Origin of the sequence: Ruixingdingia sedimenti, assembly GCF_031432425.1 — a bacterium.
Taxonomy (GTDB): Bacteria; Pseudomonadota; Alphaproteobacteria; order Rhodobacterales; family Rhodobacteraceae; genus Ruixingdingia; species Ruixingdingia sedimenti.
On record NZ_JAVKPH010000006.1, the window covers coordinates 54,755 to 78,139 of the forward strand.

Genomic DNA, 23,385 nt, shown 5'->3' on the forward strand with positions numbered 1-23,385 from the left:
GGGGCTTGTGTCCACGGCGCCGAGGGAAGCCTTATGCAGCTACCCGGCCTGTCTGGACGATTCGTCGGGCTGCATTTCGGGTGAACTGGGGCATTTTCGGGGCATCGTTTCTGTTGGCGTGACAATCGGCGGCCGGTCGCGGCATTACATCGCAGGCAGATGGAACCGCAGCAGGTTGCGGGTGCCTTCGCGCCGGTAGTCGAGATCGCGCGACAATGCGCGGATCAGGTGCCAGCCGAAGCCCCCCTCTGGCAGGTCGGCGGCATCGGTGCCCGGCAGGTCGCCCGGGGGCAGGGCGCCATGGGGCATGGGGCGGCCGCTGTCCGCCACGCAGCAGACGAGCCCGCCGCCGCTGCGCTGCACGCAGATCTCGATCTCGCCCCCGCGGTCGGCATAGGCATGTTCGACGACATTGTTCAGCACCTCTGCCAGCACCAGTTCCATCGTCGCGCGGCACTGGGGCGAGACGGGGCAATCCCGCAGCCCTTCGTGCAGGTCGTGCAGCGCCTGCCGCACCGCCAGCGGATCGGCCGGAAACACCAGCCGCAGCCTGCGCGGACAGGCCGGTTGCGCCCCCGTCCTAGCCGGCATGGCGCAGCGAGGGGGGCGCGGCGTCGTGGATGGTGAACACGCTGTCCATCCGCGTGAGGCGAAAGACGCGCAGCACCCCCGGCGTCAGCCCCGCCAGTTCCAGCCGCCGCCCGGGGCCCAGAAGCTTCATCACCGCGACCACCGCGCCAAGGCCGCTGCTGTCCAGGAACGCCACCTGCGACAGGTCCAGCACCACCACCGGCGCGGCGGTCTGAAGCAGTTCGCGCATGCGGTCCTTGAACTGGATCGCCACCGCCGCGTCGATCCGGTTTTCGTTCACGCGGGCGACCACCATATCGCCGGAATGTTCGAAACTGATGTCCATCGTCTGGTTCCTCTGGCTGGATGTGGCAAGATTAGGGCGGCGGAGTTACCAATCCGTAACCGCCCACGCCCCAGCCCGAGGGGCGCGATTGACGGCGGGGGCGTTATCGGCGATGCCCCGGGGATGATCGAATTCAGCTACGACCCGCCCGATGTGCCGCTGTCGGTGCTATACCGGGACGACGACATTCTGGTGGCCGACAAGCCCGCGGGGCTGCTGTCGGTGCCCGGCAAGCTGCCGGGGCGCGACGATTGCCTGATCGCCCGGCTGGCGGCGGAATATCCGCGGGTGCTGCTGGTCCACCGGCTGGATTGCGACACATCCGGGGTGATGGTCTTTGCGCTGCACAAGCCGGCGCAAGGCGCGCTCGGCAAGCAGTTCGAGCGGCGCGAGGTCGAAAAGACCTATCTCGCCCGCCTCTGGGGTCGGCTGTCGCCCGCGACGGGGCGGGTGGACCTGCCCTTGTGCGCCGACTGGCCCAACCGGCCGCGGCAGATGGTCAGCCACGACCACGGCCGCGCCGCGCAGACGGACTGGGAGGTGCTGGCGCAGACCGATACCGAAACCCGCACCCGCCTGCGCCCCCTGACCGGGCGCAGCCACCAGTTGCGGGTGCATATGGCGGAACTGGGCCACCCGATCCTGGGCGACCCGATCTATGCCACCGGCCCGGCGCGCGCCTTTCCGCGGCTGATGCTGCACGCCGAAAGCCTGCGCCTGCGCCACCCGGGCACGGGGCAGATGATGACCTTCACCGCCCCCTGTCCGTTCTGAGGCCGCATCCTAGCCCCTGTCGGGATCCCAGCCGGAAATCGCCTTGGATTCGAGGAATTCCTCGATCCCCCAGACCCCGCCCTCGCGCGCGCGGCCCGATGCCTTGATGCCGCCGAAGGGCGCGCCGGCTGACCGGGACTTGCCGTTCATTTCCACCATGCCCGAACGCAGCCGCCGCGCCAGCCGGTTGCGCCGCGCGCCGTCCCCGCTTTGGACATAGTTGGTCAGGCCATAGGGCGTGTCGTTGGCGATGCGCACCGCCTGATCCTCGGTGTCGAAGGGCATCATCGCCAGAACGGGGCCGAAGATTTCCTCGCGTTCGATGGTCATGCCGGGTTTCACATCGGCAAAGACGGTGGGGCGGACGTAGAAGCCCTTGTTCATCCCCTCGGGCAGGCCCGGACCGCCGGCGACCAGCCGCGCGCCCTCGTCGATGCCCTTCTGGATATAGCCCTGGATCTGGTCCCACTGGCGGCGGTTGATCACCGGGCCGATATGGCCCCCATGTTCGCGGGGCGAGGCGACGCGCGTTTCCTCGGCCACCTGACGGGCGATTTCCACCGCCTGATCGTAGATCGGCCGTTCCACCAGCATGCGCGAGGGCGCGTTGCAGCTTTGGCCCGAGTTCTCGAACATGTGCTGCACGCCGCGCCGCACCGCCATCGGATCGGCATCGGCAAAGACCAGATTGGCCCCCTTGCCGCCCAGTTCCAGCGTCACCCGTTTCAGCGTTTCGGCCGCCGTGCGGCTGATCGCCTTGCCCGCGCGGGTCGATCCGGTGAACGAGATCATGTTCACATCCCGGTGGGCCGACAGTTGCGTGCCCACACCCGCGCCGTCGCCGTTCACCAGATTGAAGACACCCTTGGGCACGCCCGCCTCGTGCAGCATTTCCGCGAACAGCATGGACGACAGCGGTGCCTCTTCCGAGGGTTTCAGCACCATGGTGCAGCCCGCCAGCAGCGCCGGCGTGACCTTCAGCGTCACCTGGTTCATCGGCCAGTTCCAAGGCGTGATCAGGCCCACCACCCCGATGGGTTCCAGCGCGATGCGGTCGTTGGGGGTGTGGGGGCCGAGGGGGCGGATCCACTCGACATGTTTGAAGGCGGTGATGAAGTTGCGGATGTGCCAGCTGCCGGATGTGGCCTGCGACCGCCGCGCCATGTCGATCGGCGCGCCCATTTCCAGGCTGATCGCGCGGCCCATTTCGTCCAGCCGCGATTCGTAGATGGCCAGAAGCCGTTCCACCAGCGCCAGCCGTTCCGCCGGGGGCGTGGCGGCCCAGTCGTCGAAGGCGTCCTTCGCGGCGGCCACGGCGGCGTCGGTATCGGCCTGCCCGCCGAGGCTGATCGTGGCGCAGGATTCCTCGGTCGCGGGGTCGATCACCGCATGGTCGCGCGCGACGGCGGGCGCGACCCATTTGCCGTTGATGTAGAACAGACGTTTGTCGAGCATCGGGGCATCCTCTTCGCGGGCCGGGGGCTGTGGGCAGAGGATGCGGCGGCGCGCGGCGCGTGTCCAGCCCGCGCCGGGGCCTGCGGGCAATGCGGCCACCTGCGACCTGCTGCCGCAGCCGTGGCGGGCCGCGCTTTCCCGAAGGCTGCGCGCGCGCAGTCGGGGCGTGCGGGCTTTTCCCTGTCCGCTCAGGCGGTTGCGCCTGTGCGGCGATGCCCGACCGAAAGCGTCGGGCAAACACCCGACGATTTCTGTCAACTATTTGATTTTGCGGGAATTTATTGACAGCCCTGCTGCGGCGGCCTATATCGGGTCTCAAGAAGGCCAGCCAGCATCACGCAAGCAAGCTCTCTCCTCCGGGTCAGCGAGTAAGGGCCAGCCACCCAGGATGCCTTGCATCCCAGGCAGCGCGCAATCCGACCAGCAAGCAAACCGGGGCAGCCGCAGACAGCGGCCTGACGGGCGGCCTTTCGGGCCGCCCTTGTTCGTCAGAAATCCCAGTCCTCATCCTCGGTCGCCACGGCCTTGCCGATGACATAGGACGATCCCGAGCCCGAAAAGAAATCGTGGTTCTCGCTGTCGGGGCTCAGCGCCGCCAGGATCGCCGGGTTCACCTCGCAGGCGGCGGGCGGGAACAGCGCCTCGTAGCCGAGGTTCTGCAACGCCTTGTTGGCATTGTAGTGCAGGAAGGCCTTCACATCCTCGGTCAGCCCGATACCGTCATAGAGTTCGGCGGTATATTTCGCCTCGATCTCGTAAAGGTCGAACATCAGGGCAAAGGCGAAATCCTTCAACTCCTGCCGGCGCGCCTCGGGCACCCGTTCCAGCCCGCGCTGGTATTTGTAGCCGATGTAATAGCCGTGCACCGCCTCGTCCCGGATGATCAGGCGGATCAGGTCGGCGGTATTGGTCAGCCGGGCCCGGCTGGACCAGTACATCGGCAGGTAGAAGCCCGAATAGAACAGGAAGGATTCGAGGAACACGCTGGCGATCTTGCGCTTCAGCGGGTCGGCCCGGGCCCCGTATTCCCTGACGATCAGCCGCGCCTTGGCTTGCAGATGCGGGTTGTCCTCGGACCAGCGGAAAGCCTCGTCCACCTCTTTCGTCAGGCAGAGGGTAGAGAAGATGGACGAATAGGACCGCGCGTGGACCGCCTCCATGAAGGCGATGTTGGTCAGCACGGCCTCTTCATGCGGGGTGATGGCGTCGGGCAACATCGAGGGCGCGCCCACCGTGTTCTGCACCGTGTCGAGCAGCGTCAGGCCGGTGAACACGCGGATGGTCAGTTCGCGTTCCTCTGGCCGCAGCGTCGCCCAGGACTGCACGTCGTTCGACAACGGCACCTTTTCCGGCAGCCAGAAGTTCACCGTCAGCCGGTTCCAGACCTCCAGGTCCTTCTCGTCCTCCAGCCGGTTCCAGTTGATCGCGCGCAAGGGCGCCCGCATCGCGTGATCCTTCATCGTGAAGAACCTTTCTTCATCTTGCCAAAAATACTCCCGGGGGGTCCGGGGGGCTGGCCCCCCGGCCGCGCCGGTCTCACAACGTGCAGGACACGCAGCCCTGCACCTCGGTTCCCTCCAGCGCGGTCTGGCGCAGGCGGATGTAGTAGATGGTCTTGATTCCCTTCCGCCACGCATGGATCTGCGTCCGGTTGATGTCGCGCGTCGTGGCCTCTGCCGGGAAGAACAGGGTCAGCGACAGGCCCTGATCGACATGTTCGGTCGCCGCCGCATAGGTGTCGATGATCGCCTCGGGCCCGATGTCATAAGCATCGCGGTAGTAGTCGAGGTTGTCGTTGGTCATGAACGGCGCGGGGTAATAGACCCGGCCGATCTTGCCTTCCTTGCGGATCTCGATCTTCGCCACGATGGGGTGGATGGAGGAGGTCGCGTTGTTGATGTAGCTGATCGACCCCGTGGGCGGCACCGCCTGAAGATTGCGGTTGTAGAGCCCGTGTTGCATCACATCGGCCCGCAGTTTCGCCCAGTCCGCGCGCGTGGGCAGCGGGATGTTTCCGAACAGGCGTACGACTTCGGGCAGGGTGGGCAGCCAGTCGCGGGCCGTGTATTTGTCGAAGAACGACCCGTCCGCGTATTTCGATTTCTCGAAATCCCTGAACACCGCGCCCTTTTCCTGTGCCAGCAGGCAGGAGGCGCGGATGGCGTGATAGGCCACGGCGGCGAAATAGACCGAGGTGAACTCCACCCCCTCGGGGCTGCCGTAGTGGATGCGTTCCCGCGCAAGGAAGCCGTGCAGGTTCATCTGGCCGAGCCCGACGGCATGCGCCTCGTCATTGCCGCGGCGGATCGAGGGCACGGCCGCGATGGACGACATCTCCGACACCGCGGTCAGCGCGCGGATCGCCGTTTCCACCGTGGCGCCGAAATCCGGCCCGTCCATGGTGGCGGCGATGTTGAGCGACCCGAGGTTGCAGGAAATGTCGGTGCCGAGATGCGCATGGGACAGATCCTCGTTGTATTCCGACGCCTCGTTGACCTGAAGGATTTCCGAACACAGGTTCGACATGGTGATGCGCCCGTGCACCGGATTGGCGCGGTTCACCGTGTCCTCGAACATGATATAGGGATAGCCGGATTCGAACTGGATTTCCGCCAGCGTCTGGAAGAAGGCCCGCGCGTTGATCTTCCGCTTGCGGATGCGCTTGTCGTCGACCATCTCGGCATATTTCTCGGTGACGGAAATTTCTGAAAACGGCACGCCATAGACGGCCTGCACGTCATGGGGCGAAAACAGGTACATGTCGGCGTTCCGCCGCGCCAGATCGAAGGTCACATCGGGAATGACGACGCCGAGGCTCAGCGTCTTGATGCGGATCTTTTCGTCGGCATTCTCGCGCTTGGTATCCAGAAACCGCAATATATCAGGATGATGCGCGTTGAGGTACACCGCCCCCGCCCCCTGCCGCGCGCCCAACTGGTTGGCATAGCTGAACGAATCCTCCAGCAGTTTCATCACCGGGATGACGCCCGAGGACTGGTTCTCGATCCCCTTGATCGGCGCGCCCGCTTCGCGCAGGTTGGTCAGCATCAGCGCCACGCCGCCGCCGCGTTTCGACAGTTGCAGGGCGGAATTGATCGACCGGCCGATGCTTTCCATGTTGTCCTCGACCCGCAGCAGGAAACAGGAAATCAACTCGCCGCGGCTTTTCTTGCCGGCGTTCAGGAATGTCGGTGTCGCGGGCTGGAAACGGCCGGAAATGATCTCGTCCATGAAACGCAGCGCCAATGCCTCGTCGCCGCGCGCCAGCGTCAGGGCGACCATCACCACCCGGTCCTCGTAGCGTTCCAGATACCGGTGCCCGTCGCGGGTTTTCAGCGTGTAGCCGGTGTAATACTTGAACGCGCCAAGGAAGGTCGGGAAGCGGAACTTGCGCTTGTAGACCTCGTTCCAGATCCGGCGCTGGAAGTTCTTCGAATACTGATCCAGAACCTCGGGCTCGTAATAACCTTCGTCCACCAGATAGCCGAGCTTTTCGTCAAGGCTATGGAAAAACACGGTATTCTGGTTGACATGTTGCAGGAAATACTGCCGCGCGGCCATGCGGTCGGCGTCGAACCGGATCTTCCCCTCGGCATCATAGAGGTTCAGCATCGCATTCAGCGCGTGGTAATCCAGCGCGGGTTTCACGGCGTCAAGCATTCGGCCCCCAGATATGTCGCAAGCCCCGCGCGCACGCGGGCGATGTCGGTCTCTGTCCCGGCCAGTTCGAAACGATACAGCACGGGTACGTTGCATTTCGCGGCGATCACATCCCCGGCGCAGGCGAAATGCGCGCCGAAATTGCGGTTGCCGCCGGCGATGACCCCGCGCAACGGCGCGCGGCGGGCGGGGTCGTTGAGAAAGCGGATCACCTGTTTGGCCACCGCGCCCCGGCCCTGCCCATCGGCATAGGTGGGGCAGATCAGGACGTAAGGCGCCGCCGGTTCCGGCATCGGTTCCGCCGGTGCGATCGGGATGCGCAGCGCATCCCGCCCCAACCGCGCCACGAAACGCGCCGTGTTCCCCGAGGCCGAGGAATACCAGACCAGCCCCGCCATCGGCCTAGGACAGGCGGCCGATCATGTCGGGGCGAAAGCCCGCCCAATGCGCCTCGCCCGCCACCACGACGGGGGCCTGCCGATAGCCCATCGCCGTTACCCGTTCCATCGCATCGGCATCCTCGGTCAGGTCGATGACGCTGTAGGCGATCCCCCTGGCATCCAGCGCGCGGGTGGTCGCGGTGCACTGCACGCAGGCGGGTTTGGAATAGACGGTGATGGTCATGGGCCTGTCCCTCTGGTGGCGGTGGACAGGGGGCGGATCGGGCAGGCGACAGGCCGGCCGGAACCCACGCCCCCGCGCCCGCCGCACGGTTTCGTTCGCATCGTCCTGGCAGGTCTTCTGGCTCGCGGGTCGCAGCTTGGCCGGCCTTCCCGGGGGCTTCCCAGTGGCGGTTCGACCTTGCTATCCGCTTACAGCTGCGGGGGCAGCGCCGGAATTCCACCGGCTTCCCTTTTCACCCCCGAGTCACCCCGGGGGAACCATGACGGGTTCAGTTAGCCCTGATCGGCGCCCCCGGTCAACCACATATCAACGGGTGGAAGGCGGGGGGCGCAAAATGTTGTGGGTCAGGCGGCAGACTTTTTCCCGTCGACCGGCACATAGTTCAGGATCGGCGCCAGCCAGCGTTCGGTTTCGGCCACACTCATTCCCTTGCGGGCGGCGTAATCCTCGACCTGATCGCGTTCCACCTTGGCGACGCCGAAATAATAGCTGTCGGGATGGCCGATATAGAGGCCGGACACCGACGATCCCGGCCACATCGCCATGCTTTCCGTCAACTGCACGCCCGTCGCGGCCTCGGCATCCAGCAGGCGGAAAAGGGTGGTCTTTTCCGTATGGTCGGGCTGCGCCGGATAGCCGGGGGCGGGGCGGATGCCCTTGTAGGGTTCGGCGATCAGTTCCTGCGGCGTGAACGCCTCGTCCGGGGCATAACCCCACAGGTCCTTGCGCACCCGTTCGTGCAGCATTTCCGCCATCGCCTCTGCGATCCGGTCGGACAGCGCCTTGACCATGATCGCGGCGTAATCGTCGTTGGCGCGTTCATAGCGTGCGGCGATTTCCGATTCCTCGGGCCCCGCGGTCACGACGAAGCCGCCCACCCAGTCGGGCCGGCCCTCGGGCGCCACGAAATCGGCCAGCGCAAGGTTCGGCCGCCCGTCGCGTTTCTGCGTCTGCTGGCGCAGGGTGTGCAGCGTCGCTAACACCTCTGCCCGGTCGTCGCCGGTATATAGGCGGATGTCGTCGCCCACCGTATTCGCGGGCCAGAAGCCCACCACCGCCCGCGGCCTGAACCAGCGTTCGGAAATGATGCGGGACAGCATTTCCTGCGCCTCGGCGAACAGCTGCCGCGCCGCCTCGCCCTGTTTTTCGTCGTCGAGGATGCGGGGGTAGACGCCTTTCAGTTCCCACGTCTGGAAGAACGGGGTCCAGTCGATATAGCGCGCGATGTCCGCCAGATCCCAGTCGTCGATCACCCGCGTGCCGGTGAATTTCGGCGCGGTGGCGGCATGGGCGGACCAGTCGATCTTCATCGCATTCGCCCGGGCGGTGGCCAGCGGCACGCGCTGTTTCGCGCGTTCGGCGCGTTCGTGGCGTTCGGCCACATCCACATATTCGGCGCGGACGCTTTCGACATAGGCCGTCTTCTGCGTGGGCGACAGCAACTGGCTGACCACGCCCACCGCGCGGCTGGCGTCGGTGACATAGACCGCCTGCGACCGTTTATAGCGCGGCGCGATCTTGACCGCCGTGTGCACCTTCGACGTCGTGGCCCCGCCGATCAGCAGCGGGATGTCGAAGCCTTCGCGCTCCATCTCTGCCGCCATGTGGACCATTTCGTCCAGGGACGGCGTGATGAGGCCGGAAAGCCCGATCACATCCACCTTTTCCTCGCGCGCAACCTGAAGGATCTTCTGCGGCGGCACCATCACGCCGAGGTCGATGATCTCGTAGTTGTTGCAGGCCAGCACGACGCCGACGATGTTCTTGCCGATGTCGTGCACATCGCCCTTCACCGTCGCCATCAGCACCCGGCCGGCGGCCTCGCGCCCCGTGCCGCCGTTCGCGGCCTTTTCGGCCTCCATATGCGGCAACAGCACGGCCACCGCCTGTTTCATCACGCGGGCCGATTTCACCACCTGCGGCAGGAACATCTTGCCCGCGCCGAAGAGGTCGCCGACCACGTTCATGCCCGCCATCAGCGGCCCCTCGATCACGTCGAGCGGGCGGGTGGCGGCCAGACGGGCGGCCTCGGTATCGGCCTCGATGAATTCGGTGATGCCGTTGACCAGCGCATGTTCCAGCCGCTTTTCCACCGGCCAGTCGCGCCACGCCAGATCGCGGACCTTTTCTTCCTTCGCGCCGCCCTTGAACCGTTCGGCGATTTCCAGCAGCCGTTCGGTCGAATCCGCGCGGCGGTTCAGGACCACATCCTCGCAGGCCTCGCGCAGGTCGGGTTCGATCTGGTCATAGACGGCCAGCTGCCCGGCGTTGACGATGCCCATGTCCATCCCCGCCTGAATGGCGTGGTAGAGGAACACGGCATGCATCGCCTCGCGCACGGGTTCGTTGCCGCGGAAACTGAACGACAGGTTGGAAACCCCGCCCGACACATGCGCATGGGGCAGGTTCTGGCGGATCCAGCGGGTGGCCTCGATGAAATCGACGCCGTAGTTGTTGTGTTCCTCGATCCCCGTCGCCACGGCAAAGACGTTGGGGTCGAAGATGATGTCCTCTGGCGGAAAACCCACCTCGTCCACCAGAATCCGGTAGGCGCGGGCGCAGATCTCGATCTTGCGCTCGAAACTGTCGGCCTGCCCGGTCTCGTCGAAGGCCATCACCACCACGGCCGCGCCATAGGCAAGGCACAGGCCCGCCTGTTCGCGGAACTGGTCCTCGCCCTCCTTCATGCTGATGGAGTTGACGATGGGCTTGCCCTGCACGCATTTCAGCCCGGCCTCGATCACCTCCCATTTGGAACTGTCGATCATCACCGGCACGCGGGCGATGTCGGGTTCCGACGCGACGAGGTTCAGGAACTCGACCATCGCGGCCTTCGAATCGATCAGGCCCTCGTCCATGTTGATGTCGATGACCTGCGCGCCGTTTTCCACCTGATCGCGCGCGACATCCAGCGCGGCGGCGTAATCGCGGTTGGTGATCAGCTTGCGGAACCGGGCGGATCCGGTGACGTTCGTCCGTTCGCCCACGTTGACGAAGGGGATGTCGGGCGTCAGGACGAAGGGCTCGAGGCCCGAAAGGCGCAGGTAACGGGTCATTTCACTACCCTCGGCGGGAAGGGGGCGATGGCGTCGGCGATCGCACGGATATGGTCGGGCGTGGTGCCGCAGCAGCCGCCGACGACATTCACCAGTCCCTCGCGGGCGAAATCGCCGATCTGGGCTGCGGTATCCTCGGGCCCCTCGTCATACTGGCCGAAGGCGTTGGGCAGGCCCGCGTTGGGATAGGCGCAGGTGAAGGTGTCGGCCACCGCGGCCAGTTCGGCCAGATGCGGGCGCATCGCGGCGGCGCCCAATGCGCAGTTCAGCCCCACGGTGAAGGGCCGCGCATGGCGTACCGAATGCCAGAAGGCCGTGGGCGTCTGGCCCGACAGCGTGCGGCCGGAGGCATCGGTGATTGTGCCGGAAATCATCACCGGCAGGCGGGTGCCATGTTCGGCGAACGCCTCGAAACAGGCGAAGATCGCGGCCTTGGCGTTCAGTGTGTCGAAGATCGTCTCGACCAGGATGATGTCGGCCCCGCCTTCGATCAGCGCCCGGATCTGCTGGCCATAGGCCATGCGCAGATCGTCGAAGGTGACGGCGCGATAGCCGGGGTTGTTCACATCGGGCGACAGCGAGGCCGTGCGGTTCGTCGGCCCCACGGCGCCTGCGACGAACCGGGGCTTGCCGTCGATGGCGGTCGCCCGGTCCAGCGCCCGGCGCACGATCCGCGCGCCCTCGGCGTTGAGGTCGTGCACCGCCGATTCCATCCCGTAGTCCGCCTGCGCGATGGTGGTGGCGGAAAAGGTGTTGGTTTCCACGATATCCGCCCCGGCCATGGCGTATTTGAAGTGGATCTCTTCGATCGCCTCGGGCTGGGTCAGGATCAGAAGGTCGTTGTTGCCCTTCTGGGGGTGATCCGAATGGTGGCGGCAGGCGCAGCCCGCGCCATGGCCGGCATAATCCTCCTCCGACAGGCCGAGGCCCTGGATCTGCGTCCCCATCGCCCCGTCGAGGATCAGGATGCGTTCACGGGCGAGGGTTTCAAGCTGGCCGAAGGCCGCGCTGCGGGGAAGATGGAAGCTCTGCATGGGTCCGCCGATGGGCTGTATCAGACGGGGACCTTACTCCGACAGAAAACCGTTGGAAAGTTCATGTTTCTGGACAAGATCATGAGGCGGACAGCAAGTTGGGCGCCGCCGCCGCCAGCGTCTGCGCGGTTTCCACCAGCAGGCGGTGGCCCATGATATGCGCCTCTGTCCGGTCGCGGTCGGCGATGCGGACCATGCCGATGGACAGGTTCACATCCGGCGGCAGTTCCAGCGGCAGCGGTTCCAGCACGCCGAGCCGGGCGAAATGCGCCACCAGCGACCGCGACAGGAACCCGATCGCATCCGTCACCTGCAACGTACCCACGTTCGCCATCGTCGATACGCTGTCCACGCGGTTCTTGGTGATCGGGATGCGCCGGTTCATGAACATCGCCTCGATCGCGCCGCGGGCGAGCGTATTGGCCGGGGGCAGCACCAGCGGATAGCCCTGAAGTTCCTCCCACGCGATGCGTTCGCGGCTGGTCAGCGGATGGCCGCGCCGCGCCGCCGCCACCACCGGGTCGGTGAACAGGATCTCTGTCTCGAATTCGGGCCCCATCTGCGGCCCGCCCAGAAGCCCCACGGCAAAGTCGATCTGCCCGGTCTTGAGCGCGGGCAGAAGGCTGTCCATCGTGCCCTCGCGCAGGCTGACGGTGGTGTTGGGCAGTTCGCTTTCCAGCCGGGCGATGAAGGCGGGGATCAGGTAGACCGCCGTCGCCGGCAGGGTGCCGATGGAAATGTGGCTCGATCCCTGGAACAGGATCTCTTCCAGTTCGCGTTCGGCCTGTTCGATGCGAATCATCACCCGGCGCGAATGCCGGATCAGGCAGCCGCCGGCGTCGGTCGGCACCAGCCCGCTTTTCGCCCGGCGGAACAGCGGCGCGCCTATTCCTTGTTCAAGCCCGGCCAGCGCCTTGGAAATCGCGGGCTGCGTGAGGTTCAGATAGGTCGCCGCCTTCACCACACTGCGGTGGTCGTCCAGCGCGATCAGCAGCCGCATATGCCGGATGTTCAGGTTGTTTTTCAGGAAGATGCGCAGGTTCGTCATGACCGCCGCCCGGGGATGTATTCCAAACGGTTATGTTTGTCTGTGATATAAGTCAATTGACTTCATGTTCATCGGCAACGAACGTCGCCGCCACTAGCCCCGCGCCAAGGAACGGGGACGGCATGGAGGTAAGATGACGAAGCTTCGTACACTGTCGGCCCTGATGGGCGGGATCGCGGCCGTTTCGGTGCTGGCCACCGGTGCGCTGGCCGAAGACGCCTGGTATCCGCTGGAGGTGGAGGCGATCAAGGCGGGCGCCACCGAGCGCGCGCCTGCGGCCTATTCGCCGCTCAGTGCCACCGAAAAGGCGTCGAAGAACTGGCAGATCTGCGTGTCGCTGCCGCATATGAAGGATCCGTTCTTCCTGGCGATGAACTATGGCATGGTCGAAGAGGCCAAGCTTCTGGGCGTCGATGTGCAGACGCTGGATGCCGGCGGCTACGACAAGCTGGCCAACCAGATCAGCCAGATCGAGAACTGCGTCGCCGGCGGCGCGGATGCGGTGGTGATGGTCGCCGTGTCGCAGGACGGGATGGACAACCTTCTGGGAGAGTTGAAGCAGAAGGGCATCCCCGTCATCGACGCGATCAACGGCGTGTCGTCCAGGGACACCGCCGCCCGCGTACTGACCAGCCCCTATGACGAGGGTCTGCGCGCCGGCCAGTATCTGGCCGCGAAACACCCCGCCGGGTCGGAAACGGCCAATGTCGGCTGGCTGCCGGGCCCCGCGGGCGCGGGCTTCGTCACCGCCTTCGACAGCGGTTTCCAGAAGGGGATCGAGGGCAGCGCCATCAAGGTCGTCGAAACCAAGCATGGCGACGTGGGCAAGGAAATCCAGGCCGCGCTGGTCGAGGACATGCTCCAGACCCATGACGATATCGACTATGTGGTCGGCACCGCGGTGATGGTCGAAGGCGCATTGCCGCTGCTGCGCGCCAAGGGCGTGCAGGACAAGGTGAAACTGGTGTCGGTCTATACCACGCCGGGGGTGCATGCCTCGCTCAAGGCCGGGCAGATCGAAGCAGCGGGCGCGGCGCCGGTGGTGCTGACCTCGCGCGTCATCCTCGATACCGCGGTGCGCGTGCTGGAAAACAAGGTGGAGTTCACCGATGTCGGCACGCTCGGCAAGGTCTATACCGTCGATACGATCGGCGAACTGGACCCGCTCGCGGTGATGGCACCTGCGCGCTATGCGCCGGTGTTCTCGCTCGACCAGTAACCGCAGGGGGCCGGCCCTTGCGGCCGGCCCGTCCAGGGACCGATCCGATGACCGCAGCCGCCGCCCCCCTGGCCGTACCGGCCGGGCCAGCCCTAGCCGTGTCCGAGGCCGTGCCGACGCTGGCCGTCGAGGGCCTGACCAAGCTTTACGGCCAGCATGCCGCGCTGGACGACGTGTCGCTGCGCTTCATGCCCGGCGAGGTGCATGTGCTGTTCGGCGAAAACGGCGCCGGCAAGTCCACGCTGATTTCCATGATCGCCGGGGCGAACACGCCCACATCCGGCACGATCCTGATGCAGGGCCGCCCCGTCGAGTTCGAAAGCGTGCGGCAGGCGCGTGCGGCGGGCGTGCGGGCGGTGTTCCAGGAATTCTCGCTGGTGCCCGACCTGACGGTGGCGGAAAACATCACCCTTGGCGAGGAACCGGTGGCGGGCCTGCGCCGTCTGGGGCTGGCGGGGGTGCTGTCGAAATCCGCCGCGCGGGCAGAGGCGCGCCGGCTGATCGACGATCTGGGCTTCGATCTGAACCCCGATGCGCGTGTCTGCACGCTGACCCGGGGCAAGCAGCAGATGGTGGAAATCTGCAAGGCGATGCGCCTGCGCCCCGACCTGCTGATCCTCGACGAACCCACGGCCTCGCTGTCCGAACACGACAGTCAGGCGCTGTTCGCGCTGATCCGGCGGCTAACGGCGGCGGGGACGGCGATCATCTATGTCACCCACCGGATGCATGAAATCCCGCTGATCGGCACGCGGCTGTCGGTGCTGCGCGACGGCCAGTTCGTCGCCACCGTCCCCGCCGACACGCCCGAGGACCGGCTGATCGAACTGATGACCGGCCGCAGCCTGGCCAAGATCTATCCCAGACCCCGCGCCGATCTGGGCGAGGTGGTGCTGGAACTGTCGAATGTCACCCTCGCCCCGCAGGTGGGCGCCGAACCCGTGCGCAATGCCAGCCTGACCGTGCGGGCGGGCGAAATCGTCGGCATCGCGGGCCTTGTCGGCTGCGGCAAGGGCAATCTGGCGCAGGCCTGTTTCGGGCTGCACCGCATCGTGGAAGGCGAGATGCGCCTGAAGGGCCGTCCCTTCCGCCCGCGCCACCCCGCCGACGCGATCCGCAAGGGCCTGTGGTACAGCCCCGCCGACCGCAAGCACGACGGTCTGGCGCTGGAGCTTTCGGCGCACCGGAACATGATCCTGTCCGGGCTCAGCTTCGGCCCGTCGCGCGGGGAATTCCTGCGCCCGCGGCGCGACGAGCTGCGGTTGCGCGATCTGGTGCAGATGGTGGACTTCGACGCCCGCCGCCTGTCCGAACCCGTGGGGCGGTTTTCGGGCGGCAACCAGCAGAAGATCCTTCTGGGCAAGGCGCTGGTGCAGGATGTCGAGGTCTATGTCTTTGACGAACCTACCGTGGGCGTCGACATCGGCGCGTGCCTGTCGATCTACCGCTGCCTTGCCGCGCTGTCGGCGCGCGGCGCGGCAATTCTGGTGGTGTCCTCGAACCTGCCGGAACTGATGGGGCTGACCCACCGGATGCTGGTGATGAGCGGCGGCAGCCTCGTCGCCGAATTCGACCGCGCCGACTACGACGAACACAAGATCCTGGAACAGTTTTTCTGAGGGGCCCGAGAACATGAGCGGTGACATCGGCGTGACGGCACGGCAGGGGCGCATGGGGCCGGGGCCCGGACAGTGGATCATCGAGAACCGCCAGATCCTGGCCTTGCCGGTGATGTTCGTTCTGGTGGTGGTGCTGTTCTCGCTCGCCTCGCCCAAGTTCCTGACGACGGACAACCTGACCAATGTGGCGCGGCAATCGGTCTATCTGCTGATCGTGGCGCTCGGGCAGCTGGTGGTGATGATCTGCGGCGGGCTGGACCTGTCGGTGGGCTCGAACGTGTCGCTGACCTCGGTGGTCAGTTCGATCGTGATGGCCATCGTCTTTGCCGCCTTCCCGGAAAACCAGTGGTATGCGCTGTGGGCGGGGCTGGCCGTTGGCATGGCGGTGGGCACCGCGGTGGGGCTGGTCAACGGGCTTGGCGTCACGGTTCTGGGGATCAACCCGTTCATGATGACGCTCGGCATGGCGTCGATCGTGTTCGGGATCACGCTTTACATTTCCGGCGGCGTGCCGATCTACGGCATCCCCCCGCTGCATGGCGAGATCTTCGGTTTCGGCCGCATCGCGGGCATCCCGATCCCGGCGCTGGTGGCGATCTTTCTGGTGGGGCTGGCCTATTTCACGCTGGAATGGACGCGCTTCGGCCGCCACCTTTACGCCGCGGGCGGCAACGGGCGCGCGGCGGAACTGTCGGGCGTGCGCACGGTGCCGGTGCGGATCGTGGCCTATGCGATGTGCGGGATGATGGCGGCGCTGTCGGGCCTGCTGCTGACCGCCCGTCTGGGAACGGGCGAGGCGAATATCGGCGCCTCGCTGCCGCTCGAATCCATCGCGGCCTGCGTGATTTCCGGCGTCAGCCTTGCCGGCGGGCGGGGGCGTGCGCTGGCGGTGGTCATGGGCACGCTGCTGATCCTGCTGGTGCAGAACGGGCTCAATCTCATGCAGGTGGGCGCCTATGCGCAGTCGATGGCGACCGGCGCGATCCTGGTCTTTGCCATGGCCATCGGGCGGCGCTGAGCATTCACGAAAACGCGCGACCTTTCAGGGAGTAAGGCGAGTACCATGAACAAGCACACAGTGGCCGCGACCGACCGGCCCATGACCGGCAAGGAATACCTCGACAGCCTGAACGACGGGCGCGAGGTCTGGATCTACGGCAAGCGGGTCGAGAACATCACCGAACACCCGGCCTTCCGCAATTCCGCCCGCATGATCGCCCGCGTCTACGACGCCATGCACGATGCGGCGACGCGCGACATCATCACCGCGCCGACCGAAAACGGCGGCTTCACCCACCGCTATTTCCTGGCCCCGAAAACCACCGAGGAACAGGTGAAATCCCGCGACGCGGTGGCCGAAACGCAGCGCGTGACCTATGGCTGGATGGGCCGCAGCCCCGATTACAAGGGCTCGTTCCTCGCCACGCTCGGCGCGAATTCGGCCTTCTACCGCGGGTACGAGGCGAACGCGCTGCGCTGGTACCGCAAGGCGCAGGAGCGGACGTGGTACATCAACCACGCGATCATGAACCCGCCGGTGGACCGCAACAAGCCGACCGCCGACACGTCGGACGTCTATGTCCATGTGGTGAAGGAAAACGACGCCGGCATCTGGGTGTCGGGCGCCAAGGTGGTGGCGACGAACTCGGCGCTGACCAACTACACCTTTGTCGCCCATGCCGGGCAGATCCCGATCAAGGATCCGAAATACGCCCCTGTGTTCATCGTGCCGACCGGAGCGCCGGGGGTGAAGATGATCAGCCGCATGTCGAACGAACACCGCGCCGCGGTTCTGGGGTCGCCCTTCGACTATCCGCTGTCCTCGCGCATGGATGAAAACGACGCGATCCTCGTTCTGGATAACGTTTTCGTCCCGTGGGAAGACGTGTTCATGCACGGCGACGTGGATCAGGCGAACGATTTCGCGCCCGGGTCCGGCTTCAACGCGCGCGCGGCGATGCATGGCTGCACCCGGCTGGCGGTCAAGCTCGACTTCATCACCGGGCTGATGGTCAAGGCGCTGGAAATCACCGGCACCCACACCTTCCACGGCATCATGTCGCGCATGGGCGAGGTCATCGCCTGGCGCAACACGATGTGGGGCCTGTCGGATGCGATGGCGAAATCCAACATCCCGTGGAACGGCATGGTGCAGCCCGACAGCCGTTTCGGCACCGCCTACCGCACGATTTCGCAGATCGCCTATCCCTCGATCAAGAACATCATCGAGGCGTCCGTCACCTCTGGCCTGATCTACCTCAACAGCCACGCCGACGATTTCCTCAACCCCGAACTGCGCCCCTATCTGGACCAGTACATGCGCGGGTCCGGCGGCGCCGACGCGGAAGAGCGCGTGAAGGTGATGAAACTGCTGTGGGACTGCATCGGCACCGAATTCGGCGGCCGGTCGGAACTCTACGAGATCAACTATCTCGGCTCCAACGACCTGACGCGGCTCCAGAACTACTGGGAGGCCGGGTCCTTGGGCGAGATGGCCAAGATGAAGAACATGGTCGAACGCTGCATGGGCGAATACGACCTGAACGGCTGGACCGTTCCCGACCTCGTCAACAATGACGACGTAAGCATCCTGCGCGCCCGCTGAACGGCGCGCCGGGGCAGAACCGTTCTACAGGAGGACAGCCAAATGGCTCTCAAGAAACAGCGCTTCATCTCGGACAAGGTGGCGGAATATCCGCCGGGCCATTGGTCGAACACGATCCGGGTTGGCGATCAGATCTGGCTGTCGGGCTTCACCGCGCGCGGGGCCGACCTCAAGACCATCCACGGCGAGGGGTCGGCCTATGAACAGACCAAGGTGATCTTCGAAAAGGTGAAGAACTGCCTCGAAGCCGCCGGTTCGGGCATGGAGGACGTGGTGAACATGACGATCTACGTCACCAACATGGCCGACAACAAGGAAATCTGGCGCGCGCGGCAAGAGTTCTTCACGGGCGACTTCCCCTGTTCCACTCTGGTGCAGGTCGCCGCACTCGGCGATCCCAGGATCCTCCTGGAAATCACCTGCACGGCAATGGCGGGAAGTGGAAAATGAACGCAACACAGAAACCGGCCGGGGGGGAAACCCCCCGTGCCTATGACCCGGCCTTCGTGCCCCTCACGGGGCGCGAATACCTCGACAGCCTGAACGACGACCGCGAGGTCTGGATCTATGGCGAGCGGGTGAAGAACGTCGCCGAACATCCGGCGTTCCGCAATTCGGCCCGCATGATCGCGCGGATGTACGACGCCCTGCACGACCCGAAACGGCAGGCGGCGCTGACCATCCCGACCGAATGGGGCGGGTTCACGCAGCGGTTCTTCCGCGCGCCGCTCGACGTGCAGGAACAGGTCGCCCAACGCGACGCCATCGCCGAATGGCAGCGCGTGGCCTGGGGCTGGATGGGCCGCAGCCCCGATTACAAGGGGTCTTTCCTCGGCACGCTCGGCGCCAACGCCGCCTTCTACAAGGGGTTCGAGGACAACGCCGCCCGCTGGTACCGCAAGGCGCAGGAACGCACCTGGTACGTCAACCACGCCATCATGCACCCGCCGGTGGACCGCGATCTGCCCACGGCGGACGGCAACGATGTCTACGTCAAGGTGGTCAAGGAAAACGACGCCGGCATCTGGGTCACGGGCGCCAAGGTGGTGGCCACGAATTCGGCCCTGACCAACTACACCTTCATCGCGCATATCGCGCAGGTGCCCATCGCGGACCCGAAGTTCGCGCCCGTGTTCATCGTGCCCACCGGCGCGCCGGGGGTGAAGCTTTTGTGCCGCGTGTCGAACGAATACCGCGCCGCGACCACGGGCAGCCCCTTCGACTATCCGCTGTCCTCTCGCCTCGACGAAAACGATGCGATCCTGGTTCTGGATAACGTGTTCGTGCCCTGGGAAGACGTGTTCATGCACGGCGACCTGGAACAGGCGAACAAGTTCAACACCGGGTCCGGTTTCCTCGAACGCGCCTCGCTGCACGGCTGCACGCGGTTCGCGGTCAAGATGGATTTCATCACCGGCCTGCTGGCCCGCGCGCTGGAAATCACCGGGGCCAAGGGCTTCCACGGCGTGCAGTCGCAACTGGGCGAGGTCATCGCCTGGCGCAACGCCTTCTGGGCGCTGTCGGATGCGATGGCCAAGTCGGCGGTGAACTGGAACGGCATGGTCCGCCCCGATCCGCATTTCGCGGGCGCCTACCGGGTGCTGAACCAGATGGCGATGCCCAAGATCAAGAACATCATCGAACAGGTGGTGGCCTCGGGTCTCATCTACCTCAACAGCCATGCGGTGGATTTCCAGACCCCCGACATCCGCGGGTATCTGGACAAATACGTCCGCGGGTCCGGCGGCATCACCGCGACCGAACGGGTCAAGGTGATGAAGATGCTGTGGGACGCGATCGGGACCGAGTTCGGCTCGCGCCACGAGCTTTATGAAATCAACTACATCGGGTCCAACGACATCACCCGGCTGACCAACCTTTGGGCGGCCGAAGGGTCGGGCAACATGGCGCGGTTCAAGGCCTTCGCCCAGACCGCGATGGACGAATACGACCTGAACGGCTGGACGGTGCCCGATCTGGTCAACCCCGATGACGTGAGCCTGATCGCAAGGAAGGGCTGAGCCATGCACGCGACCGAAACCACCCCCTTCACGGCCCGCGATTTCCGCAACGCGATGGGGCAGTTCGCCTCGGGCGTCGTGGTCATCACCGTGATGACGGACAACGGCCCCCATGCGATGACCGCGAATGCGTTCATGTCGGGGTCGCTGGAACCGCCGCTGGTGGTGATCTCGGTCGCGCTGACGGCGCGGATGCACGGCTGGCTGGAAACGGCTGATGGCTTTGGCGTCTCTATCCTGACCAGCGTGCAGGAAAAGACATCGAACCATTTCGCCGGCCGCCGGTCGGCCGATTTCGCGCCGGTCATCGACCGGCTGGACGGCGCGCCGGTGATCGCGGGGGCCTCTGTCCGCATCGCGGCCGACAGGCAGCATGCCTATGCCTGCGGGGATCATACCCTGTTCGTGGGCCGGGTGCGCGCGCTGGAACTCGCGCCGCCCGGGGATGTGAAACCGCTGCTTTACCACTGCGGCAAATACGCCGCCCTCTCGCCCTCGGACTGGAGCGCCGAGGGCGCAGCCCGGCTCTGGCCAGAGGTGGGCGGCCCGGGCTGGTAGCCCGCCGCTGGACCGAAGTTTCAAGGACGATCCCGATGAACCGCCATGTCGATCCCCCGCCGGCGGGCCAGATGACGGCCCCTGACCGCCCCCGCAGCATCGCGGGCGAAGGCGCGGGCCCCGCCAACCATACCGGCATCGGCGCCCCCCTGCCGCGGGTGGAGGACGCGCGCCTTGTCACCGGCCTTGGCCGGTTCGCGGGCAATGTCAGCGAACCCCGGCAGCTTTACGGCTATGTCCTGCGCTCGCCCGTCGGGCATGCGCGGATCCGGGGCATCGACGCGACCGGGGCGGCGGATGTGCCCGGCCTCGTCGCCGTGCTGACGGGCGAGGATTATGCGGCCGATGGCCTCGGCCTTATCCCCTGCGTGTCGATCCCGCCGACGATCACCGGCAAGACCTATCACAAGACCCCCTTCGCACCGCTGGCGCGCGACCGCGTGCTGTGCGTGGGGGCCGAAGTCGCCTTTGTCGTGGCCGAAACCGCCGAGGCCGCAGAGGACGCCGCCGAACGCATCGTGGTGGATTACGACCCCCTGCCCGTCGCCGCGACGGTAGAGGCCGCCATCGCCCCCGACGCCCCCCTCGTCTGGCCGGAGGCGCAGGGCAACGTCTGTTTCCGCCACGAGATCGGCGATGCCGCCGCGACCGAGGCCGCCTTTGCCCGCGCCCACCACATCACCCGCGCGCGCATCCGCAACCAGCGTCTTGCCGGGGTGCCGATGGAACCGCGCACCTGCGTCGGCCGGTTCGATCCGGCGGACGGGCGCTGGCACCTGACCAGTTCCACCGCCAACCCCCACCGCATCCGCCTGCTGCTGGCCGAACATATCTTCAAGGTTCCCGCGCATCGCATCCGGGTGACGGCGGGCGATGTGGGCGGGGGCTTCGGCACCAAGGGCGGGCTCTACCCCGAGGAAATCCTCGTCCTCTGGGCCGCGTGGCGGGTGGGGCGGCCGGTGAAATGGGTCTGCGGCCGGTCGGAAAGCTTCCTTGCCGATTTCAACGGCCGCGATCAGGTGGCCGATGCCGAAATGGCGCTGGACGATCAGGGCCGGGTGCTGGCGCTGCGGGTGGCGGTGAACCACAACCTCGGCTGCATGCTCGGCCCCTCGACCGCGCATCCGCCGCTGGTGGGCACGCGGATGCTGTCGGGGGTCTATGCCTTTCCGGCGATGCATGTGTCGATCAACGGCATCTTCACCAACAGCCGCACCCTGACCACCTATCGCGGCGCGGGCCGTCCCGAGGCGACGATGATCGTCGAACGGATGATGGACATGGCGGCGGTGGAACTGGGCATGGACCCGGTGGACATCCGCCGGCGCAACTTCATCCAGCCCGGCCAGATGCCCTACCGCACCGCCATCGGCGAGGTCTACGACTGCGGCGAGTTCGAAGCGATCACCGACGCCACCCTGCGCCTTGCCGACTGGGACGGGTTCGACGCCCGCCGCGCCACCAGCGCCGCAAGGGGCCGCCTGCGGGGGCGGGGGCTGTCGTGCTATATCGAGGTCTGCGCCACGATCAGCGAACGGATGGAGGTCCGCTTCGATTCCACCGGCGCGGTGTCGGTGCTGGCCGGTACGTTTTCCTACGGGCAGGGGCATGAAACCACCTATGCCCAGATGATCAGCGAATGGCTCGGCCAGCCGATCGACCGCATCCGCTTCGTGCAGGGCGACACCGATGTGATCGCCACGGGGCGGGGCAGCTTCGGGTCGCGGTCGATGACGGTCGGTGGCTCGGCCCTGAAAGAGGCGTGCCAGCTGGTGATCGACAAGGGCCGCCGGGCGGCGGCGATCCTGCTGGACATGGACGAGGACGACCTGACCTTCGCCGAGGGCACCTATCGCGGCGCGGGCAAGGCGATGAGGCTGGATGAGGTGGCGAAGGCAATGTTTTCATGGGGTGCGCCCCGCCCGATGCCCGCCGACATGCGCAACGGGCTGGAAGGCGTCGGCTTTTTCACCGCCGAACCGCAGAACTACCCCAACGGCTGTTACGTGGCCGAGGTGGAGATCGACCCCGACACCGGCGACATCACGCTCGACCGGCTGGCGGGGGTGGATGACGTGGGCACCGTGGTGAACCCGCTGCTGCTGGAGGGCCAAGTGATCGGCGGCGCGGCGCAGGCGGTGGGGCAGGCGCTGAAAGAGGCCGTGGTGCATGACGCGCAGGGCCAGGTGCTCAGCGGATCCTTCACCGATTACGCGATGCCGCGCGCGGCGGATTTTCCCCGCATGATGCTGGATACCCGCGCGGTGCCGACGCGCACCAACCCGCTCGGCGTCAAGGGCGGGGCCGAAACCGGCACCATCGGCCTGCCCCCCGCCATCGTCGGTGCGGCGGTCGATGCCCTGCGCCCCTATGGCGTGCGCGACATGGCCATGCCGCTGATCCCGCAACGCATATGGGAGGCGATCGACGCCGCCCCCCCGCAGAAGGACCCCGCCGCATGACCCATTATTGCGTCTTCCGCCTCGACCGCACCGATGGCCGCGCCGCCGCCATCCGCGCCGAAACCCGGCCCGCGCATCTGGCCTACATGAAAACGCTCGGTCCCCGGGTGCTGCTCGGCGGGCCCCTGCTGGCCGATGACGGCGCATCCTGCGGCGGCATGATGGTGATCGAGGCGGAAACCGAGGCCGAGGTGCGCGCCATCCTCGCCGCCGATCCGTTCGAGGTGGCGGGCCTTTCGGCCACCATCGAGATCGCCCCCTTCCGCTGGCAGACCAACCGCCCGGCGCATCTGCCGCCGCTCTGACACCGCGCACCGACCAGACGACAGAAAGC

The 23,385-nt window shown here is 66.1% G+C and carries 20 protein-coding genes and 1 riboswitch; of the genes, 10 read left to right on the forward strand and 10 right to left on the reverse strand.

Features of this window, described 5'->3' with window-relative positions; genetic code table 11:
• Window positions 1–144: 144 nt before the first annotated feature.
• Window positions 145–591, reverse strand: a complete 447-nt coding sequence (locus RGD00_RS07355; RefSeq protein WP_310456662.1) for an ATP-binding protein — start codon at window positions 589–591, stop codon at window positions 145–147.
• On the reverse strand, window positions 581–916 hold the full coding sequence (locus RGD00_RS07360; RefSeq protein ID WP_310456663.1) for an STAS domain-containing protein: 336 nt from the start codon (window positions 914–916) through the stop codon (window positions 581–583). The genes RGD00_RS07355 and RGD00_RS07360 overlap by 11 nt, the downstream gene beginning before the upstream one ends.
• A gap of 123 nt (window positions 917–1,039) precedes the next feature.
• Between RGD00_RS07360 and RGD00_RS07365 the strand changes: the two genes are divergently transcribed.
• Complete coding sequence (locus RGD00_RS07365) at window positions 1,040–1,690, forward strand: RluA family pseudouridine synthase (RefSeq protein ID WP_310456664.1); 651 nt, start codon at window positions 1,040–1,042, stop codon at window positions 1,688–1,690.
• 9 nt (window positions 1,691–1,699) lie between these two features.
• On the opposite strand, the gene RGD00_RS07370 is transcribed toward RGD00_RS07365, so the two are convergent.
• The 8 genes from RGD00_RS07370 to RGD00_RS07405 all read right to left on the reverse strand — a co-directional run bounded on the left by RGD00_RS07370 (window position 1,700) and on the right by RGD00_RS07405 (window position 12,567).
• On the reverse strand, window positions 1,700–3,145 hold the full coding sequence (locus tag RGD00_RS07370) for an aldehyde dehydrogenase family protein (RefSeq protein ID WP_310456665.1): 1,446 nt from the start codon (window positions 3,143–3,145) through the stop codon (window positions 1,700–1,702).
• 488 nt (window positions 3,146–3,633) lie between these two features.
• Window positions 3,634–4,605, reverse strand: coding sequence for a class 1b ribonucleoside-diphosphate reductase subunit beta (nrdF, locus tag RGD00_RS07375; RefSeq protein WP_310456666.1), 972 nt, complete (start codon window positions 4,603–4,605; stop codon window positions 3,634–3,636).
• A 76-nt stretch (window positions 4,606–4,681) separates the two neighbouring features.
• Window positions 4,682–6,805 carry a class 1b ribonucleoside-diphosphate reductase subunit alpha gene (gene nrdE / locus RGD00_RS07380; RefSeq protein WP_310456667.1) on the reverse strand — a complete coding sequence of 708 codons (2,124 nt, stop codon included), beginning with the start codon at window positions 6,803–6,805 and terminating at the stop codon, window positions 4,682–4,684.
• Complete coding sequence (gene nrdI, locus RGD00_RS07385) at window positions 6,790–7,203, reverse strand: class Ib ribonucleoside-diphosphate reductase assembly flavoprotein NrdI (protein WP_310456668.1); 414 nt, start codon at window positions 7,201–7,203, stop codon at window positions 6,790–6,792. Before nrdI ends, nrdE begins: the two co-directional genes overlap by 16 nt.
• 4 nt (window positions 7,204–7,207) lie before the next feature.
• Complete coding sequence (nrdH, locus tag RGD00_RS07390; protein ID WP_310456669.1) at window positions 7,208–7,429, reverse strand: glutaredoxin-like protein NrdH; 222 nt, start codon at window positions 7,427–7,429, stop codon at window positions 7,208–7,210.
• 90 nt (window positions 7,430–7,519) lie between these two features.
• A riboswitch (cobalamin riboswitch) is annotated at window positions 7,520–7,706 on the reverse strand.
• A 67-nt stretch (window positions 7,707–7,773) separates the two neighbouring features.
• Window positions 7,774–10,485 (reverse strand): methionine synthase, encoded by a 2,712-nt coding sequence (metH, locus tag RGD00_RS07395; RefSeq protein ID WP_310456670.1) that lies wholly within the window; start codon window positions 10,483–10,485, stop codon window positions 7,774–7,776.
• Window positions 10,482–11,519 (reverse strand): homocysteine S-methyltransferase family protein, encoded by a 1,038-nt coding sequence (locus RGD00_RS07400; protein WP_310456671.1) that lies wholly within the window; start codon window positions 11,517–11,519, stop codon window positions 10,482–10,484. The genes metH and RGD00_RS07400 overlap by 4 nt, the downstream gene beginning before the upstream one ends.
• Window positions 11,520–11,598: 79 nt before the next feature.
• A complete protein-coding gene (locus RGD00_RS07405) occupies window positions 11,599–12,567 on the reverse strand; it encodes a LysR family transcriptional regulator (RefSeq protein WP_310456672.1) in 969 nt (322 codons plus the stop codon).
• Between the two features lie 133 nt (window positions 12,568–12,700).
• Between RGD00_RS07405 and torT the strand changes: the two genes are divergently transcribed.
• The 9 genes from torT to RGD00_RS07450 all read left to right on the forward strand — a co-directional run bounded on the left by torT (window position 12,701) and on the right by RGD00_RS07450 (window position 23,356).
• Window positions 12,701–13,786, forward strand: coding sequence for a TMAO reductase system periplasmic protein TorT (gene torT / locus RGD00_RS07410; RefSeq protein WP_310456673.1), 1,086 nt, complete (start codon window positions 12,701–12,703; stop codon window positions 13,784–13,786).
• Between the two features lie 47 nt (window positions 13,787–13,833).
• Window positions 13,834–15,405 (forward strand): sugar ABC transporter ATP-binding protein, encoded by a 1,572-nt coding sequence (locus RGD00_RS07415; protein ID WP_310456674.1) that lies wholly within the window; start codon window positions 13,834–13,836, stop codon window positions 15,403–15,405.
• A 13-nt stretch (window positions 15,406–15,418) separates the two neighbouring features.
• On the forward strand, window positions 15,419–16,423 hold the full coding sequence (locus tag RGD00_RS07420) for an ABC transporter permease (protein ID WP_310456675.1): 1,005 nt from the start codon (window positions 15,419–15,421) through the stop codon (window positions 16,421–16,423).
• A 45-nt stretch (window positions 16,424–16,468) separates the two neighbouring features.
• Window positions 16,469–18,010, forward strand: a complete 1,542-nt coding sequence (locus RGD00_RS07425; protein ID WP_310456676.1) for a 4-hydroxyphenylacetate 3-hydroxylase N-terminal domain-containing protein — start codon at window positions 16,469–16,471, stop codon at window positions 18,008–18,010.
• Between the two features lie 42 nt (window positions 18,011–18,052).
• Window positions 18,053–18,460: a RidA family protein gene (locus RGD00_RS07430; RefSeq protein ID WP_310456677.1), complete on the forward strand. Its 408-nt coding sequence runs from the start codon at window positions 18,053–18,055 to the stop codon at window positions 18,458–18,460.
• On the forward strand, window positions 18,457–20,031 hold the full coding sequence (locus RGD00_RS07435; protein ID WP_310456678.1) for a 4-hydroxyphenylacetate 3-hydroxylase N-terminal domain-containing protein: 1,575 nt from the start codon (window positions 18,457–18,459) through the stop codon (window positions 20,029–20,031). Before RGD00_RS07430 ends, RGD00_RS07435 begins: the two co-directional genes overlap by 4 nt.
• Before the next feature lie 3 nt (window positions 20,032–20,034).
• Window positions 20,035–20,589 (forward strand): flavin reductase family protein, encoded by a 555-nt coding sequence (locus RGD00_RS07440; RefSeq protein ID WP_310456679.1) that lies wholly within the window; start codon window positions 20,035–20,037, stop codon window positions 20,587–20,589.
• Window positions 20,590–20,660: 71 nt separating this feature from the next.
• The gene (locus tag RGD00_RS07445; RefSeq protein WP_310456680.1) at window positions 20,661–23,051 is read left to right on the forward strand and encodes a xanthine dehydrogenase family protein molybdopterin-binding subunit; all 2,391 of its coding nucleotides are present in this window, start codon (window positions 20,661–20,663) and stop codon (window positions 23,049–23,051) included.
• Window positions 23,048–23,356, forward strand: a complete 309-nt coding sequence (locus RGD00_RS07450; protein WP_310456681.1) for a YciI family protein — start codon at window positions 23,048–23,050, stop codon at window positions 23,354–23,356. The genes RGD00_RS07445 and RGD00_RS07450 overlap by 4 nt, the downstream gene beginning before the upstream one ends.
• The last annotated feature ends 29 nt before the right edge of the window (window positions 23,357–23,385 follow it).

What these genes read in the sequence shown, in the direction of transcription:
- nrdI (WP_310456668.1), bottom strand. Translation starts at nt 7,203, where the DNA reads ATGGCGGGGCTGGTCTGGTATTCCTCGGCCTCGGGGAACACGGCGCGT.
- RGD00_RS07440 (WP_310456679.1), top strand. Translation starts at nt 20,035, where the DNA reads ATGCACGCGACCGAAACCACCCCCTTCACGGCCCGCGATTTCCGCAAC.
- torT (WP_310456673.1), top strand. Translation starts at nt 12,701, where the DNA reads ATGACGAAGCTTCGTACACTGTCGGCCCTGATGGGCGGGATCGCGGCC.
- metH (WP_310456670.1), bottom strand. Translation starts at nt 10,485, where the DNA reads ATGACCCGTTACCTGCGCCTTTCGGGCCTCGAGCCCTTCGTCCTGACG.
- RGD00_RS07435 (WP_310456678.1), top strand. Translation starts at nt 18,457, where the DNA reads ATGAACGCAACACAGAAACCGGCCGGGGGGGAAACCCCCCGTGCCTAT.
- RGD00_RS07360 (WP_310456663.1), bottom strand. Translation starts at nt 916, where the DNA reads ATGGACATCAGTTTCGAACATTCCGGCGATATGGTGGTCGCCCGCGTG.
- RGD00_RS07420 (WP_310456675.1), top strand. Translation starts at nt 15,419, where the DNA reads ATGAGCGGTGACATCGGCGTGACGGCACGGCAGGGGCGCATGGGGCCG.
- nrdH (WP_310456669.1), bottom strand. Translation starts at nt 7,429, where the DNA reads ATGACCATCACCGTCTATTCCAAACCCGCCTGCGTGCAGTGCACCGCG.
- RGD00_RS07370 (WP_310456665.1), bottom strand. Translation starts at nt 3,145, where the DNA reads ATGCTCGACAAACGTCTGTTCTACATCAACGGCAAATGGGTCGCGCCC.
- nrdF (WP_310456666.1), bottom strand. Translation starts at nt 4,605, where the DNA reads ATGAAGGATCACGCGATGCGGGCGCCCTTGCGCGCGATCAACTGGAAC.
- RGD00_RS07415 (WP_310456674.1), top strand. Translation starts at nt 13,834, where the DNA reads ATGACCGCAGCCGCCGCCCCCCTGGCCGTACCGGCCGGGCCAGCCCTA.
- RGD00_RS07405 (WP_310456672.1), bottom strand. Translation starts at nt 12,567, where the DNA reads ATGACGAACCTGCGCATCTTCCTGAAAAACAACCTGAACATCCGGCAT.
- RGD00_RS07450 (WP_310456681.1), top strand. Translation starts at nt 23,048, where the DNA reads ATGACCCATTATTGCGTCTTCCGCCTCGACCGCACCGATGGCCGCGCC.
- RGD00_RS07365 (WP_310456664.1), top strand. Translation starts at nt 1,040, where the DNA reads ATGATCGAATTCAGCTACGACCCGCCCGATGTGCCGCTGTCGGTGCTA.
- RGD00_RS07430 (WP_310456677.1), top strand. Translation starts at nt 18,053, where the DNA reads ATGGCTCTCAAGAAACAGCGCTTCATCTCGGACAAGGTGGCGGAATAT.
- RGD00_RS07445 (WP_310456680.1), top strand. Translation starts at nt 20,661, where the DNA reads ATGACGGCCCCTGACCGCCCCCGCAGCATCGCGGGCGAAGGCGCGGGC.
- nrdE (WP_310456667.1), bottom strand. Translation starts at nt 6,805, where the DNA reads ATGCTTGACGCCGTGAAACCCGCGCTGGATTACCACGCGCTGAATGCG.
- RGD00_RS07400 (WP_310456671.1), bottom strand. Translation starts at nt 11,519, where the DNA reads ATGCAGAGCTTCCATCTTCCCCGCAGCGCGGCCTTCGGCCAGCTTGAA.
- RGD00_RS07355 (WP_310456662.1), bottom strand. Translation starts at nt 591, where the DNA reads ATGCCGGCTAGGACGGGGGCGCAACCGGCCTGTCCGCGCAGGCTGCGG.
- RGD00_RS07425 (WP_310456676.1), top strand. Translation starts at nt 16,469, where the DNA reads ATGAACAAGCACACAGTGGCCGCGACCGACCGGCCCATGACCGGCAAG.